Origin of the sequence: Micromonospora sp. DT43 (genome assembly GCF_049841645.1) — a bacterium.
In the GTDB taxonomy this organism is placed as follows: domain Bacteria; phylum Actinomycetota; class Actinomycetes; order Mycobacteriales; family Micromonosporaceae; genus Micromonospora.
Map to the genome: position 1 here is coordinate 139,148 of NZ_JBNCKR010000007.1, position 15,022 is coordinate 154,169.

Annotated in this window: 13 protein-coding genes; 8 read left to right on the forward strand and 5 right to left on the reverse strand. The window is 71.7% G+C overall.

The features are described from left to right. The first annotated feature begins 36 nt into the window (after positions 1-36). From ACLQ26_RS18745 to ACLQ26_RS18755, 3 genes are all read left to right on the forward strand, one after another. Positions 37-1,776 (forward strand): IucA/IucC family protein, encoded by a 1,740-nt coding sequence (locus ACLQ26_RS18745; protein ID WP_425745824.1) that lies wholly within the window; start codon positions 37-39, stop codon positions 1,774-1,776. Between the two features lie 154 nt (positions 1,777-1,930). Next, positions 1,931-2,431, forward strand: a complete 501-nt coding sequence (locus ACLQ26_RS18750) for a DUF1772 domain-containing protein (RefSeq protein ID WP_425745626.1) — start codon at positions 1,931-1,933, stop codon at positions 2,429-2,431. Between the two features lie 246 nt (positions 2,432-2,677). Continuing rightward, positions 2,678-5,014, forward strand: coding sequence for a beta-L-arabinofuranosidase domain-containing protein (locus ACLQ26_RS18755; protein WP_425745627.1), 2,337 nt, complete (start codon positions 2,678-2,680; stop codon positions 5,012-5,014). Positions 5,015-5,049: 35 nt separating this feature from the next. On the opposite strand, the gene ACLQ26_RS18760 is transcribed toward ACLQ26_RS18755, so the two are convergent. Next, positions 5,050-5,514, reverse strand: a complete 465-nt coding sequence (locus ACLQ26_RS18760; protein ID WP_363681826.1) for a MarR family winged helix-turn-helix transcriptional regulator — start codon at positions 5,512-5,514, stop codon at positions 5,050-5,052. A 135-nt stretch (positions 5,515-5,649) separates the two neighbouring features. On the opposite strand from ACLQ26_RS18760, the gene ACLQ26_RS18765 reads away from it, so the two are divergent. Beyond that, the gene (locus ACLQ26_RS18765; protein ID WP_425745628.1) at positions 5,650-6,210 is read left to right on the forward strand and encodes an NADPH-dependent FMN reductase; all 561 of its coding nucleotides are present in this window, start codon (positions 5,650-5,652) and stop codon (positions 6,208-6,210) included. A 52-nt stretch (positions 6,211-6,262) separates the two neighbouring features. Here ACLQ26_RS18765 and ACLQ26_RS18770 read toward each other — a convergent pair whose 3' ends face one another. Both ACLQ26_RS18770 and ACLQ26_RS18775 read right to left on the reverse strand, forming a co-directional pair. Then, positions 6,263-7,183, reverse strand: coding sequence for an RNA polymerase sigma-70 factor (locus ACLQ26_RS18770; protein WP_425745629.1), 921 nt, complete (start codon positions 7,181-7,183; stop codon positions 6,263-6,265). Beyond that, positions 7,180-8,370 carry an NAD(P)/FAD-dependent oxidoreductase gene (locus tag ACLQ26_RS18775; protein ID WP_425745630.1) on the reverse strand — a complete coding sequence of 397 codons (1,191 nt, stop codon included), beginning with the start codon at positions 8,368-8,370 and terminating at the stop codon, positions 7,180-7,182. Before ACLQ26_RS18775 ends, ACLQ26_RS18770 begins: the two co-directional genes overlap by 4 nt. 133 nt (positions 8,371-8,503) lie before the next feature. Here ACLQ26_RS18775 and ACLQ26_RS18780 point away from each other — a divergent pair, with 133 nt between their 5' ends. Beyond that, positions 8,504-9,793, forward strand: coding sequence for an MFS transporter (locus ACLQ26_RS18780; RefSeq protein ID WP_425745631.1), 1,290 nt, complete (start codon positions 8,504-8,506; stop codon positions 9,791-9,793). 214 nt (positions 9,794-10,007) lie between these two features. On the opposite strand, the gene ACLQ26_RS18785 is transcribed toward ACLQ26_RS18780, so the two are convergent. Continuing rightward, complete coding sequence (locus ACLQ26_RS18785; RefSeq protein WP_425745632.1) at positions 10,008-10,493, reverse strand: GNAT family N-acetyltransferase; 486 nt, start codon at positions 10,491-10,493, stop codon at positions 10,008-10,010. A 71-nt stretch (positions 10,494-10,564) separates the two neighbouring features. After that, positions 10,565-11,638 carry a LacI family DNA-binding transcriptional regulator gene (locus ACLQ26_RS18790; protein ID WP_425745633.1) on the reverse strand — a complete coding sequence of 358 codons (1,074 nt, stop codon included), beginning with the start codon at positions 11,636-11,638 and terminating at the stop codon, positions 10,565-10,567. A gap of 113 nt (positions 11,639-11,751) precedes the next feature. Here ACLQ26_RS18790 and ACLQ26_RS18795 point away from each other — a divergent pair, with 113 nt between their 5' ends. Genes ACLQ26_RS18795 through ACLQ26_RS18805 form a run of 3 tightly spaced genes read left to right on the forward strand, consistent with a single transcriptional unit; the run spans position 11,752 to position 14,899 of the window. After that, on the forward strand, positions 11,752-12,903 hold the full coding sequence (locus tag ACLQ26_RS18795; protein WP_425745634.1) for a Gfo/Idh/MocA family protein: 1,152 nt from the start codon (positions 11,752-11,754) through the stop codon (positions 12,901-12,903). After that, complete coding sequence (locus ACLQ26_RS18800) at positions 12,900-14,054, forward strand: dihydrodipicolinate synthase family protein (protein WP_425745635.1); 1,155 nt, start codon at positions 12,900-12,902, stop codon at positions 14,052-14,054. Before ACLQ26_RS18795 ends, ACLQ26_RS18800 begins: the two co-directional genes overlap by 4 nt. Further along, the gene (locus ACLQ26_RS18805; RefSeq protein WP_425745636.1) at positions 14,051-14,899 is read left to right on the forward strand and encodes a sugar phosphate isomerase/epimerase family protein; all 849 of its coding nucleotides are present in this window, start codon (positions 14,051-14,053) and stop codon (positions 14,897-14,899) included. Before ACLQ26_RS18800 ends, ACLQ26_RS18805 begins: the two co-directional genes overlap by 4 nt. Positions 14,900-15,022 lie beyond the last annotated feature (123 nt).

The following is a 15,022-nucleotide window of genomic DNA, read 5'->3' on the forward strand; positions in this document are numbered from 1 at the left end:
CATCTCACCCCGCAGCGCTGGGCGCGGGCCAACCGGATGCTGGTCTGCAAGGCGCTCGCCGAGTTCACCCACGAACGGCTGCTCACCCCGCAGCCCGTGCCGGGCCCCGACGACAGGCAGTGGTACGAGGTCCGCAGCGACGACGGCAGCGTCACCTACCGCTTCGCGGCCCGGGTGCTCGCGCTGGAGCACTGGCAGATCGACGCCGCCAGCATCACCCGGCACCGCGACGGCGTCGCGGTGCCGCCCGACGCCGTGGACCTGATCGTCGAGCTGCGCGACGCCCTCGGGCTGTCCGCGCGGGTGCTCCCGGTCTACCTGGAGGAGATCACCTCCACCCTCGCGGGTACCGCCTACAAGCTGGCCCAGTCCCTGCCGAGCGCCGCCGAACTGGCCGGGGCGGACTTCCAGACCATCGAGACGTCGATGACCGAGGGCCACCCCTGCTTCGTGGCCAACAACGGCCGGCTCGGCTTCGGCGTCGACGAGTACCACCGCTACGCCCCGGAGGCCGCCACGCCCGTACGCCTGGAGTGGCTGGCCGCGCACCGGGACCACTCGACGTTCAGCAGCGCCGGCGACCTGGACTACGACGCCCTGATCGCCGGCGAGCTGGACGCGGAGACCCGGGCCCGGTTCGCCGCCACGATGGCCGAGCTCGGGCTGGACCTCGCCGACTACCACCTCATCCCGGCGCACCCGTGGCAGTGGTGGAACAAGCTTGCCGTCACCTTCGCGGGGGAGTTGGCCGAGCGTCGGCTGGTGCACCTCGGCCCCGGTCCGGACTCGTACCTCGCGCAGCAGTCGATCCGGACGTTCTTCAACGTCACCGAGCCGCGCCGGCACTACGTCAAGACCGCGCTGTCGGTGCTGAACATGGGCTTCATGCGCGGGCTGTCGGCCGCGTACATGGCCGCCACCCCCGCCATCAACGACTGGCTGGCCGACCTGATCGCCGGCGACGAGGTGCTCGCCGGCACCGGGCTGACGATCATCCGGGAGCGGGCCGCGGTCGGCTACCGGCACCGGCAGTACGAGGCGGCCACCGAGCGCACCTCCCCGTACCGCAAGATGTTCGCCGCGCTGTGGCGGGAGAGCCCGGTGCCCGGCCTGGCCCCGGGGCGGCGGCTGTCCACCATGGCCGCGCTGCTGCACACCGACGACGACGGCGGCTCGCTGGCGGCGGCCCTGATCGACAGGTCCGGCCTGGCGCCCGAGGTGTGGCTGCGCCGCTACCTGGATGCCTACCTGACCCCGCTGCTGCACAGCTTCTACGCCCACGACCTGGCCTTCATGCCGCACGGCGAGAACGTCATCCTGGTCCTCGACGAGCACGACACCGTCGAGCGGGTGATCTTCAAGGACATCGCCGAGGAGATCGCGGTGCTGAACACCGACGTCGAGCTGCCGGCGGAGGTGCGGCGGATCCAGGTCGAAGTGCCCGACGACACCAAGCTGCTGAGCATCTTCACCGACGTGGTGGACTGCTTCCTGCGCCACCTCGGCGCGGTGCTGGTCGAGGCCGGGGTGCTCACCGAGGACGCCTTCTGGGGCACGGTCGCGGCCTGCGCCGCCGACTACTTCGATCGGGTGCCGCACCTGGCCGAGCGGGTACGCCACTACGACCTGTTCGCCGCCGAGTTCGCGCTGTCCTGCCTCAACCGGCTCCAGTTGCGCGACAACCAGCAGATGGTCGACCTGGCCGACCCGTCGGCCGCCCTGCAGTTCGTCGGCACCCTCGCCAACCCCCTCGCGGCCCACGCCCCGGCCCGCTGAAACGGCCCGGCGGGCACCGCTTGTCGCGTCCCGGCCGGTCGGCCGACGCCGGCCGGGACGCGACGCGCGGGTCGCGGCGGGGGTGAGACGCACGCGTATGCGCCGGACGTTGTCGCGCATGGCCGGGGCGTCCGGCTGCCGGTGCAATGGACGCATGGGTTTCCTGCGCAGCGCGAGCCTGCTCGCCGCCACCGTGACCACCGGTCTGACCGCCGGCCTGTTCGCCGCGTTCGCCTACGCGGTGATGCCGGGACTGGGCCGGACCGACGACCGGACGCTCGTGCTGGCCATGCAACGGATCAACGAGTCCATTCTCAACGGATGGTTCGCCGTCTGCTTCGGTGGCGCGCTGGTGTTCACGCTGCTGGCGGCGGCGCTGCACCTGGGCGCGGGGGACCGCAGGGCGCTGCCCTGGATCGTCGCCGCGCTGCTGCTCTACCTGGTGGTGCTCGGTGTCACCGCGGTCGTCAACGTCCCCCTCAACACCGTGCTGGCCCAGGCCGGCGACGTCGACCGGGTCGCCGACCTCGCCGCCCTGCGTGAGCGCTTCGAGGTGGCCTGGGTGCGCGGCAACGTGGTGCGGGCCGTCGCCTCCACCGGCGCGTTCGGGCTGCTCGCATGGGCTCTGGCCACCGCCGGTGGGCCGCTCGGTTGAACCCGCTCGTGTTATCGATAACACGAGAGGGCACGCGTTACCCCAGACGCTTACCCGTGGGGCGGCGCACCGATCGTCCACAGGCGCGGGACCGGTGTCGACAGTTACCATCTTGAATTGATGGGGCCCGGGGCCGTAACATGCCGGACACGGATGTGAACGCTAACGTTCGGACCCCTGCATCCCCGCCGAGCCCGTCCCGCCCGGTTGTCGTCCCGTCGCCGGTAGCGCTCACCTGGAGGTCCCATGTCGTCCCTGCCCCTCAGCCGACGCCGCGTGCTGCAAGCCGCCGGCGCCACCGCCGTGATCTCCGCGACCGGAGCCACGACGCTCGGCGCGGGCCCCGCCGCCGCTGCCGTGGTCCCGCCGGCGCGGCCGGACATCGGCGTCGGCGCCTACGCCTTCGACCTCGGCCAGGTGCGACTGACCGCCGGCCGCTGGTTCGACAACCAGAACCGCACCCTGAACTACCTGCGCATGGTCGACGTCGACCGCATGCTCTACAACTTCCGCGCCAACCACCGGCTGTCCACCAACGGCGCCGCCACAAACGGCGGCTGGGACGCGCCGAACTTCCCGTTCCGGACCCACATGCAGGGGCACTTCCTGACCGCGTGGGCCCAGGCCTACGCGGTGCTGGGCGACACCACCTGCCGGGACAAGGCCAACTACATGGTCGCCGAGTTGGCCAAGTGCCAGGCCAACAACGGCGCGGCCGGCTTCGGGTCGGGATATCTCTCCGGTTTCCCGGAGTCCGACTTCTCCGCCCTCGAGGCGCGCACGCTGTCCAACGGCAACGTGCCCTACTACTGCATCCACAAGACGCTCGCCGGGCTGCTCGACGTCTGGCGCTACACCGGCAACACGCAGGCCCGCACGGTGTTGCTGGCCCTCGCCGGCTGGGTCGACAACCGCACGTCCCGCCTGAGCAGCAGCCAGATGCAGTCGATGCTCGGCACCGAGTTCGGCGGCATGAACGATGTGCTGACCGAGATCTACCAGATGACCGGCGACTCCCGGTGGCTCACCACCGCCCAACGGTTCGACCACGCCTCCGTGTTCAACCCGCTGGCCAACAACCAGGATCAGCTCAACGGCCTGCACGCCAACACGCAGGTGCCCAAGTGGGTCGGCGCCGCCCGCGAGTTCAAGGCCACCGGGACGACCCGCTACCGGGACATCGCCAGCAACGCGTGGAACATCACCGTGCGCGCGCACACCTATGTCATCGGTGGCAACAGCCAGGCCGAGCACTTCCGGTCGCCCAACGCGATCGCCGGATACCTCAGCAACGACACCTGCGAGCAGTGCAACACCTACAACATGCTCAAGCTGACGCGGGAGCTCTGGCTGCTCGACCCGAGCCGGACCGACTACTTCGACTACTACGAGCGCGCCACGATCAACCACCTGATCGGCGCGCAGAACCCGGCCGACAGCAAGGGTCACATCACCTACTTCACCCCGCTCAAGCCGGGTGGCCGGCGAGGCGTGGGCCCGGCGTGGGGCGGCGGCACCTGGAGCACCGACTACAACTCGTTCTGGTGCTGCCAGGGCACCGGCGTGGAGATCAACACGAAGTTGATGGACTCCATCTACTTCTACAGCGGCACCACGCTTACCGTGAACCTGTTCGTGCCCTCGGAGCTCAACTGGTCGCAGCGGGGCATCACTGTCACCCAGAGCACCACGTACCCGGTGAGCGACACCACCACGCTCACCCTCGGCGGCACGATGAGCGGGTCGTGGAGCGTCCGCGTCCGCATTCCGGCGTGGACCAACGGCGCGACGGTAAGCGTCAACGGTGTGGAGCAGTCCGTCGCCACGACGCCCGGCAGCTACGCCACCGTCACGCGTACCTGGGCCGCCGGGGACACCATCACCGTGCGGCTGCCGATGCGTGTCGTCGTGCAGCCCACAAACGACAACTCCAGCATCGCCGCCGTCACCTACGGCCCGAGCGTGCTCTGCGGCAACTACGGCAACAGCACGCTGAGCGCGCCGCCGGCGCTCAACGTCTCGTCCATCGCACGGACCAGCACCAGCGCGCTGGCGTTCACCGCCACCGCGAACGGGTCCACGGTCAACATCGGGCCGTTCCAGGACGCCCACGGCTTCAACTACACCGTCTACTGGAACACCAGCGGCAGCAGCGGTGGTGGCAGCAGCCACCGGCTGGTAAACGTGGGCACGGGCCTGGTGCTCGGCATCCAGAACATGTCCACCGCCGACGGCGGGCTCGCCGTGCAGTGGGGTGACACCGGCACCGCCGACCACAACTGGGTCGTGGTGACCGACGGCAACGCGGTCCGGTTCCGCAACGTCAACAGCGGCAAGGTCCTCGGCGTGGAGAACATGTCCACCGCCGACAACGCCCGCGTGCTGCAGTGGTCCGACAACGGCACTGCCGATCACCGGTGGACCCTGGTGAACAACGGCGACGGCACCTACAAGATCCGCAACGTCAACAGCGGCAAGCTGCTCGGCATCCTCAACGGGAACACCGCGTACGGCGCGCAGGCCGTGCAGGACCCGGACAACGGCAGCGCCGACAACCGCTGGCGGCTCGTGGCGAACGCCTAGGGCTCACGCCACCACGTCGAGGGGCTCGGCCTCGCTCAGTCGGCCGTTCCCGCGCGCCCGAACGCGCGGGCCAGCTGGGCCAGGTCGAGCCCCTCGAAGTGGCGGAGGAACCGCCGACGTACGGCCGCGAGATGGCTGGGCCAGGACTCCTCCAGCCGGGCGAAGCCCGCGTCGGTGAGCACGGCGTTCCACCCGCGGGCGTCCTCCTCGCACCGTTCCCGTTTGACCAGGCCCTGCGTCTCCAGCCGAATGATCGTCCGGGTCATGCCGCTCAGCGAGAGATAGCAGGCCGCCGCGAGCTCGTGCATGCGCATCCGCCGGTCCGGCGCCTCGGAGAGATTCATCAGGGCGGTGTACTCGGTGAGCGGGACCTGCCGGTCGCTGACCATGTCGGCGTCGATCGTGCGCGGCACCACGTACATCACCCGGCCCAGGGCGCGGATCAGCGCCTCCTCGTCGGAATCGAGGGGTCGCAGCGGCTCGGAGCTGGGGTCGGGCATGCTCTCAGCATAGTTGCTTGATTGAGCAATTGCTCACGCAGCCTGTGATGACGACCATAGGCCCGTCATTTGCTTGACGAAGCAACAAGTGGCTAGCGTTCCGGCGTCAGGTTCGGACTATCGAAAGGCGCAGCCATGACCAGGATCGGGATCATCCTCGGAAGCACCCGCCCGGGGCGCAACGGCGAAGCCGTCGCCCGTTGGGTCCACGAGATCGCCCAGCAGCGCTCCGACGCGCAGTTCGAGCTGATCGACCTGCTCGACTACAAGCTGCCGCACCTCGACGAGGCGTACCCGCCCTCGATGGGCCAGTACAGCCAGCCGCACACGGTGCGCTGGGCCGAGACCATCGCGTCGTTTGACGGGTTCGTGATGGTAACGCCGGAATACAACCACTCGACGTCGGGCGCCCTGAAGAACGCCATCGACTTCCTCTACGGCGAGTGGAACAACAAGGCCGTCGGCTTCGTCAGCTACGGCTCGGTCGGCGGCACCCGGGCCGTCGAGCACCTGCGCCTCATCGCCGGTGAGCTGCAGATGGCCGACGTGCGCGCGCAGGTCGCGCTCTCGCTCTTCACCGACTTCGAGAACTTCAGCGTCTTCAAGCCCAACGACCACCAGCGGGACGCGGTCAACGCGACCCTCGACCAGGTCGTGGCCTGGAGCGCCGCGCTCGCGCCGCTGCGCCGGGGCTGACCCTCCTCGCGTACGCCCTGAGACGGCCCCGGGACCTCCTCCCGGGGCCGTCTCAGCTCGACCGGACGTCGTGGGCGGTGCCGGTGGCGACGGCGTGCAGCTTGTCGGGATTGGCGACGTTGTGGATGGCGGTGATGCGGCCGTCGGCGTCGATGTCGAAGGTGACGGTGGCGATCACCCGGCCCGCGCCGCCGAACACCACGCCTGGGCCGCCGTTGATCTCGGCTTGGGCAACTGTCATGTCGGCGGGCGGGACACCCTGGTAGGTGACGGTGCCGATGGCGGCGAACCAGGCGGCCACCGTCCGGGCGCCCACGATCGGCCGCAGCGCCTGGCGGACCTTGCCTCCACCGTCGGTCCACAGCGTGACGTCGGGGGACAGCAACTCCAGGAGGGTGTTGAGATCCCCACCGGTCGCGGCCGCGACGAACCGTTCGGTGACCCCGCGCTGCCGCGCGCGGTCCGCCGGGAAGCGTGGACGCCGGGCGCGCACGTGCTCGCGGGCACGGTGCGCGGCCTGGCGCACCGCGGACTCGGAGCGTTCCACCGCCTCCGCGATCTCGGCGTGACTGAAGTCGAAGACCTCCCGCAGGACGAACACCGCTCGCTCCAGCGGGCTGAGCGTCTCCAGCACGACAAGCATCGCCATCGACACCGACTCGGCGTCGGTGACGGCGTCGGCCGTGTCGCCGACGGTGAGGATGGGCTCCGGCAGCCACGGTCCCACATAGGTCTCGCGTTGACGCTGGGCGGAGCGCAGACGCTGCAACGCGAGGTTCGACGCGATCCGCGCCAGATACGCCCTGGGGTCGGCGACCTGGGAACGGTCGGCCGCCGACCAGGCGATCCAGGCGTCCTGCACCGCGTCCTCCGCGTCGGCCGCACTGCCGAGGATGCGGTACGCCACGGCGAACAGCAGGTTGCGGTGGCTGTGGAACACCTGCTGGTCGACGCTCTCGGTAGGCGCGGTCACCGGGCGTCCCGCAGCCGGGTGAAGCGGCCGCCACGCGGCCAGTACGCGCCGGAGGCCGGCATTCTCGACATGCGGCGGTACGTCGGCCAGGGGGAGGCGCTCACCGTCTCCTTGTACCAGACGGCGGCGCGGCCGGTCAGACACACCCGGCGCGGGCTGTCGTCGGGGTGGGTGAACTGCACCACCGCGTCACGCCGCCCCAGGCTCACCGGGGTGTGGTAGTACCCGAACCGGAACGGCCGGGGCTGCCGGCCCCGCAGGGTCCGGGCGATCGACACCCCGACGTGCACCCCTGTCGGCATGCCGCTCTGGCAGGTGCCGTGCAAGACGCCGTAGCCCTGCGGGACCGCCGCGGCGTCTCCGATCGCGTACACGTCCGGGTGGGAGACCGAGCGCAGCGTCGCGTCGGTGACGACGCGACCGCGGTCGTCCACGGTCAACCCCGCCGCGGCCGCCAGTGGGGACACCCGCGTGCCGCCGGTCCAGAGGACGACGTCGGCGGCGACCGTCCGTCCGTCGGCCAGCTCGACCCCGCCCGGCAGCACCCTCGTCACCGCCGACCCGCCGCGCACCTGGACGCCCAGGCGCGTGAGGGCGTTGCGCAGGTACGTCCGTGCCGCCGCGTTCATGCCCGCCCCGGGTTCCCGCTGGCCGACGAGCACGACTGTCAGCGCCGGATGCCGCTCGGCGATCTCGGCCGCCGCCTCGACGCCGGTCAGTCCGCTGCCGGCGACGACGACGGTGCCACCGCCGAGCCGCGCCAGCCGGTCGGCCAGCGCCGCCGCGTCCCCCGGGGTGTCCAGGGTGTACGCGTGCTCCTGCGCGCCCGGCACCGCTGCCGTGTCGGCGACGCTGCCCAGCCCGTAGACGAGCGTGTCGTAGCGCAGTTCCCGACTGTCGTCGACCCGGACGGTTCTCGTGTGCGCGTCCACAGCGGTCACCCATCCGCGGACGAACCGCGCGTCCGTGCCCGCCAGCAGGGTGGGGATGGTCAGCTCGGCGAGGTCCTGCCCGGTCGCCGCCATGTGCAGCCGCAACCGCTCGGTGAACCGCTCCTGCGCGTTCACCACTGTCACCTGCACGTCGGAGCGCCGCCGGGTGCGCGCCGCGAGTTGGATCGCCGTGGCCATGCCCGCGTAGCCCGCGCCCAGGATCAGGACTCGGTGCGTGCTCTGTGCTGTGCTCATCGTGGTGCCTCTCCGCTCGCCGTTCCTCGCCGATCGAGGTGACGACCAGGAGATGCGGTACGCCCTCCGGTTCGTGACATCGGCCCGGTGTGACGGTCGGCACGGCGGCACGACGGCCGCTACCCTCGGCGGGATGAGCCGAGCTGCCAGCCCTCATCGGCCGCCGCTGTGGCGGGACCGCGCCTTCGGCACGTACTGGATCGCACAGTCGCTCTCCGCGGCCGGCGACGCGTTCGCCTACCTGGCGGTGCCGCTGCTGGTGTTGCAGGCGACCGGGTCGGTGGCGCAGATGGGCCTGCTCACCGCCGTCGCGGGCGCGGCGTCCGTGGTCGCCGGGGTCTTCGGCGGGGTGCTTGTCGACAGGTACGACCGCCGCACGCTGATGATCGTCGCGGACCTGGCCCGTCTGGTCCTGTACGCCCTGGTGCCGCTGGTCTGGTTCGCCGGCCCGCAGGTCTGGCTGCTCTTCGTGGTGCTGCCGATCTGCGAGGCGGCCGGCATGCTGTTCCAGGTCGCGGCGGTGACCGCGGTGCGTAACCTCGTCGACTCCGACCGGCTCACCGAGGCCAACGGCCGGCTCCAGGCGACGTTCGCGGCGACAGCCGTCCTCGGGCCGCTGCTCGCCGGCGTGGTGTCGGCCAACTTCGGTCCGGCGGTCGCCATCGCCGTCAACGCGGCGAGCTTCGCGCTCTCGGCGGCTGGTCTGTCGCTGATCCGGCTGCGCCCCGTCCAGGCAGCCGGCGCCGCACCGGTGACCCGGCAGCGTCCGGTGGCCGAGTTCCTGGCCGGGGCGCGGTTCCTGTGGCGACAGCCCGTGCTCCGCGCGCTGACCGTCCTGCTGTCGGTGTTCATCTTCCTGACCTACGGCTTCACCGACGTCCTGATCTACCGCGTCACGCACGACCTGGGCGGCACCGAGGGCACGGTCGGTACGGTGCTCGGCCTGGCGGCACTGGGTACGGTCGCCGGGGCGCTGCTGGTGGCGCCGCTGCGTCGTCGGCGGGGCTTCGGCGCCACCTGGATCGGCGCGCACGCGGTTTGTGGGTTCGCGCTGGCGGGCGCCGGCATGGTGACGACCCTGCCGGCGGTCACCGCGCTGACCGCCGTCTACCTGTGCTGTCTCAGCATCGGCGGGATCTGCTCGATGTCGCTGCGCCAGGAGATCACCCCCGACCATCTGCTCGGTCGGGTCACCTCGGCGTTCTGGAGCACGCACTACGCCCTCGGGCCGGCCGGCGCCGCCATCCTGACCTGGACCGCCGGCCGGTACGGCGTGCCGGCGGTCGCGCTCGTGGCCGGAGCGGGGTGCCTGCTGGTGGCGGTCGGCGGGCTGTTCACCCCGATTCGCCGCGCCGGCGCGAAGCCCGCTCTCCGCCCGCCGGGACTTCAACCGGCCCCGGCCGGGGGCACCATCAGTGGCTGAGACGCTATGGAGTTGATGTCGTCAACGAATCAGGCAGGCTCGCTGATCGCCAGCCGGCGCTGATCGCCAGCCGGCGCTGATCGACGGCCATGGTGATCGCTGGCGTCGTACATGGCCGATTCGTTCTCGACATCAGCTCCAAAGGCGCCGAGTCACACCACGGCATCCCCGGCGGGTCGGCCCCGCGAGCTCGTCCGACGGCGGCGCGAGCGGGTCAGAACTCCTGGTACATGACGTGCAGGCCGACCCGGCCGAGAGCGGGGTGGCGGAACGCGCCCGGCACGGTGCCGACCACCTCGAAGCCCTCCCGCCGGTACAGCTCGACCGCCGACCGGTTGCTCTCCGCCACGGCGTTGAACTGCATGCCGGCGTACCCCCGCAGGCGTGCCCAGGTCAGGGCGTCGCGGCACAGCGCGGTGCCCACGCCCCGGCCCCGCGCGTCGGCGGCGACCATGAAACTGGCGGTGGACACGTGCGCGCCCGGCCCGGGCCGGTTGGCACCCATCTTCGCGCTGCCGAGGACCCGGTCGCCGTCGACCGCGACGACGGTCCGCCCGGGTGGGGCCTCCACCCAGATGGCGTACGCCTCGTCCGCGGTCATCTCTGGGTCGTAGGTGAACGTCTCGGCGGCCCGAACCACGTCCTCGATGATCGGCCATACCTGCGACCAGTCCTGGTCGTCGAACTCACGGATCAGCACCGGCGCAGGCTACATAGGGCGCCCGGGAGGGGGACAGCGGATTTCGGCTGTCGATCGGGGCCCGCCCGCGGTCACGAGGCGGCGTCGGCTCGCCGGGCACGGGGCGCGGGGGCTGCCGTCTCGCGCCGATGCGCCGGTGCCGGCCCGGCCGTGTCCCGGCGGATCAGCTCGGCGGGGAGCACCTCGACCCGGGGCACCGACGTCCCGGTGCCCAGCACCAGAGACATCGCCCGGACTCCCATGTCGACAAGCGGCAGCCGTACGGTGGTCAGCGCGGGTGTCACGTCCCGGGCGATCGGCATGTCGTCGAAGCCGACCACGGAGACCTGCCGCGGCACGGCCAGCGAGCGGGCCCGCAGGGTGGCGAGGGCGCCGATGGCCATCGAGTCGTTGAGGGCCACGATCGCGGTCAGCCCGGGGTCGGCGTCGAGCAGTCGGGCGGTGGCCTCGGCGCCGCCGTCGCGGTCGAACTCGGCGTACCGGATGCGCCGTTCGGGCAGCTCGCGGCCCTGCTCGGCGAGGGCCTGCCGCAGCCCGGCCAGCCGATCGGTGGTGGTGGTGAGGATGCGCGGGCCGGCGACCACGCCGATGGCCCGATGCCCCAGCTCGCACAGTTCGCGACCGGCGAGGTGCCCGCCGGCCCGGTTGTCAGGCATGACGGCGTCACCGGAGTGCTCGTGGCGGCCGATGACCGCGACCCGCCCGCCGGTCGCCTCGTACGCGGCGAGCTTCTCGTTGAGCTGCCGCGTGAACGCGTCGTCGTGGTAGCCGGAACCGGCCAGGATCAGCGCCGCCACCTGGTGGCCGCGCAGCAGCTCCACGTACTCCAGCTCGCGGTCCGGGTCGCGGTAGCTGTTGCAGATCATCAGCAGCCGGCCCCTGTCGGTGGCGACGCGTTGCAGCCCGCGGGTGATCTCGGCGAAGTACGGGTCGGAGACGTCGTGCACGATCACACCGACCGCGCTGCGATGCGAGCGGGCCAGCAGTTGGGCGTGCGCGTTCGGCACGTACTGCAATTCGGCGACGGCGGCGAGCACCCGCTCGCGCAGCTCGTCGGTGACCGGCTTGCTGCTGCTGTTGATGACGCGGGAGGCGGTGGCGGGTGAGACGCCCGCCCGACGGGCCACATCGGACAGGGTCGCCATGGCCCGCCCTTTCGATCTGTTGACGGCGTTTCGCCGTGCCGGCTAGCGTCACCGTACCGCAGAGAAAGCCCTTTCCCGCAGGGAGGCCCCGTGCCGTCGACGGAAGGAAGACCATGACCCGCAGGTCCATCGGCATCATCGTCAACGGCGTGACCGGACGGATGGGCTACCGTCAGCACCTCGTCCGGTCCCTGCTGGCCATTCGCGAGTCCGGCGGTCTGACGGTGGCCGACGGCACGACCATCTGGCCGGAACCCGTCCTGGTCGGCCGCAACGAGACGAAGCTCCGCGAGATCGCCGCTCGGCACGGCCTCACCGACTGGATCACCGACCTGGCCTCGGCGCTGGCCCGCGACGACATCGAGATCTACTTCGACGCCCAGGTCACCCAGCAGCGGGAGAAGGCGATCCGGCAGGCCATCGAGGCCGGCAAGCACATCTACACCGAGAAGCCCCTCGCCGAGGACACCGCAGGCGCGCTCGACCTGGCGCGGGCGGCCGACGCCGCCGGTGTCCGCACCGGTGTCGTACAGGACAAGCTGTTCCTGCCCGGCCTGCGCAAGCTCAAGCGTCTGATCGACGGCGGATTCTTCGGTCGGATCCTCTCGGTGCGCGGCGAGTTCGGCTACTGGGTCTTCGAGGGTGACTGGCAGCCGGCCCAGCGCCCGTCGTGGAACTACCGCGCCGAGGACGGCGGCGGCATCACCTCCGACATGTTCCCGCACTGGCACTACGTGCTGGAGGAGCTGTTCGGCCGGGTCAACGCGGTCTCCTGCGTGACAGCCACCCATCTACCCGAGCGTGTCGACGAGGACGGCCGTGCGTACGCGGCGACGGCCGACGACGCCGCGTACGCCATCTTCGAACTCGACGGCGGGGTCATCGCGCAGATCAACTCGTCCTGGGGTGTGCGGGTGTACCGCGACGAACTGGTGGAGTTCCAGGTCGACGGCACCGAGGGCAGCGCCGTCGCCGGGTTGCGCACCTGCCGGGTGCAGCACCGGGCGGTCACCCCGAAACCGGTGTGGAATCCGGACCTGCCGGCGACCGAGGACTTCCGCGCCCAGTGGACCGAGGTGCCCGACAACGAGGAGTTCGACAACGGCTTCAAGGTGCAGTGGGAGGCGTTCCTGCGGCACGTCGTGGCCGGCGAGCCGTTCCGGTGGGACTTCCTGGCCGGCGCGCGCGGCGTGCAGCTCGCCGAGCTGGGCTTGCGCGCGGCCCGCGAGGGCGTCCGGGTCCAGGTCCCGGAGATGCGGGCATGAGCGTCGCCGAGGTGCTGCTGCCGGGCGGGCGGCGACACCGGTTGGCCGGGGGGAGCGGGTTCGCCCGACCGGCAGCCCCGGCGACGGGTCGGATCGCGTACGCCGCCGCGCACGTGGTCGCCGACCCGGGCGCGGAGAACGTGCCGGGTGCCCCGGCGGCGGTGGACTGGGACACCACTCTGGCGTTTCGGCGACACCTGTGGTCGTACGGGCTGGGGGTCGCCGAGGCGATGGACACCGCCCAGCGAGGGATGGGGCTGGACTATCCGGCGACCCGGGAGCTGATCCGGCGCAGTGCCGCCGAGGCCCGCGCGGTGGGCGGCCGGATCGTCGCCGGTGTCGGCACCGACCAGCTGCCGGCCGGCCCGGCCACCCTGGCGGCGGTCACCGCCGCGTACCGCGAGCAGCTCGACGACGTCCGCGCGGCCGGCGCCCGGCCGGTGCTGATGTGCAGCCGGCACCTGGCCGTCGCCGCCCGCGGCCCCGAGGACTACCTCCGGGTGTACGACGAGCTGCTGACCACCGCCGGGGAACCGGTGGTGCTGCACTGGCTCGGCCCGATGTTCGACCCGGCGCTTACCGGTTACTGGGGCTCGCCGGACCTGGATCTGGCCGCCGACACGGTCGTCGAGCTGATCAAGGCACACCAGTCCACTGTGGATGGCGTCAAGGTGTCGTTGCTCGACGCCGGCCGGGAGGTGGCGCTGCGCCGTCGACTACCGGCGGGGGTACGCCTCTACACCGGCGACGACTTCCACTACCCGGAGCTGATCCGGGGTGACGAGGTGGGCCACTCCGACGCGTTGCTCGGGGTGTTCGCGGCCATCGCGCCGGCCGCCGCCGCCGCGCTGGCTGCCCTCGACCGCGGTGACCTGGCGGCGTACGACGAGATCTTCGCTCCGACCGTGCCGCTGGCCCGGCACCTGTTCGCGGCGCCGACCTGGCACTACAAGACGGGGATCGTGTTCCTGGCCTGGCTGGCCGGTCACCAGGACCACTTCACCATGGTCGGCGGCTCGCAGTCCGGGCGGTCTCCCGCGCACCTGGCGACCCTGCTCACCCTGGCCGACGCGGCCGGTCTGCTGCCCGACGCCGACCTGGCCGCAGCCCGCGCCCGGGCGTTCTTCACCGTCGCGGGCGTGGCGCAGTGAGCGTCGAAGGCACGGACGCGACACCAGTGGGCGGCAGCGCGGATGAGCTCGCGCGCTTCTCGTTCAACCAGGCCACCGCGCAGCACTGGGCGCTGCCCGACGTGGTCGCCGGCTGTGTGGCGGCAGGTGTGCCGGGCATCGGGCTGTGGCGGGAGCCGGTCGCCGGGTACGGGCTGGCCCGCTCGGCGAAACTGGTCCGCGACGCGGGCCTCGCCGTCACGTCCCTGTGCCGGGGCGGCTTCTTCTCCGCCGACGACTGGCGGGCGGAGAACCTGCGGGCCATCGAGGAGGCCGCCGCGCTTGGCGCGCCCGAGCTGGTGCTGGTCTCCGGCGGTCTGCCGCCCGGCAGCCGGGACGTCGACGGCGCCCGCGCCCGTGTCGCCGACGCGATAGGCGAGCTGGCCCCGCACGCGGCGGCGGCCGGTGTCCGGCTGGCCATCGAGCCGCTGCACCCGATGTTCGCCGCCGACCGGTGCGTGATCGCGTCTCTCGGCCAGGCGCTGGACATCGCCGAGCGGTTCGACCCGGCGGTGGTCGGCGTGGTCGTCGACGCGTACCACGTGTGGTGGGACGACACGGTGTACGCGCAGATCGCGCGGGCCGGCGCGCGGATCGCCGCGTTCCAGGTCTGCGACTGGGTGACCCCGCTGCCGCAGGGGGTGCTGCTCGGTCGGGCGTTGCCCGGTGAGGGGTGCATCGAGCTGCGCCGGCTGCGCGAGGCTGTCGACGCCGCCGGTTACGGCGGCCCGATCGAGGTGGAGGTCTTCTCCGCCGAGGTGTGGGCGCGTCCCGGCGCGCAGGTGCTGGACGCGGCGATCGCCGGCTACCTGCGCCACGTTGTCTGAGTGGTCCCTCTCGTGAGGGACGCGGTTCGTCTCCCGCGGGGAGGTCACCGGGCTCGACGGCGCGGATGGTGGGTGCCATGAGCCGGTGACGGTCGAGCTCGACGGGGAGAACCGATGACGAAG

Excerpts from the sequence above, each read along its gene's own strand:
- ACLQ26_RS18760 (WP_363681826.1), bottom strand. The coding sequence starts at position 5,514 with ATGCCCGACCCCAGCTCCGAGCCGCTGCGACCCCTCGATTCCGACGAG.
- ACLQ26_RS18795 (WP_425745634.1), top strand. The coding sequence starts at position 11,752 with ATGACCCGCAGGTCCATCGGCATCATCGTCAACGGCGTGACCGGACGG.
- ACLQ26_RS18750 (WP_425745626.1), top strand. The coding sequence starts at position 1,931 with ATGGGTTTCCTGCGCAGCGCGAGCCTGCTCGCCGCCACCGTGACCACC.
- ACLQ26_RS18800 (WP_425745635.1), top strand. The coding sequence starts at position 12,900 with ATGAGCGTCGCCGAGGTGCTGCTGCCGGGCGGGCGGCGACACCGGTTG.
- ACLQ26_RS18790 (WP_425745633.1), bottom strand. The coding sequence starts at position 11,638 with ATGGCGACCCTGTCCGATGTGGCCCGTCGGGCGGGCGTCTCACCCGCC.
- ACLQ26_RS18775 (WP_425745630.1), bottom strand. The coding sequence starts at position 8,370 with ATGAGCACAGCACAGAGCACGCACCGAGTCCTGATCCTGGGCGCGGGC.
- ACLQ26_RS18745 (WP_425745824.1), top strand. The coding sequence starts at position 37 with ATGCTGGTCTGCAAGGCGCTCGCCGAGTTCACCCACGAACGGCTGCTC.
- ACLQ26_RS18755 (WP_425745627.1), top strand. The coding sequence starts at position 2,678 with ATGTCGTCCCTGCCCCTCAGCCGACGCCGCGTGCTGCAAGCCGCCGGC.
- ACLQ26_RS18780 (WP_425745631.1), top strand. The coding sequence starts at position 8,504 with ATGAGCCGAGCTGCCAGCCCTCATCGGCCGCCGCTGTGGCGGGACCGC.
- ACLQ26_RS18765 (WP_425745628.1), top strand. The coding sequence starts at position 5,650 with ATGACCAGGATCGGGATCATCCTCGGAAGCACCCGCCCGGGGCGCAAC.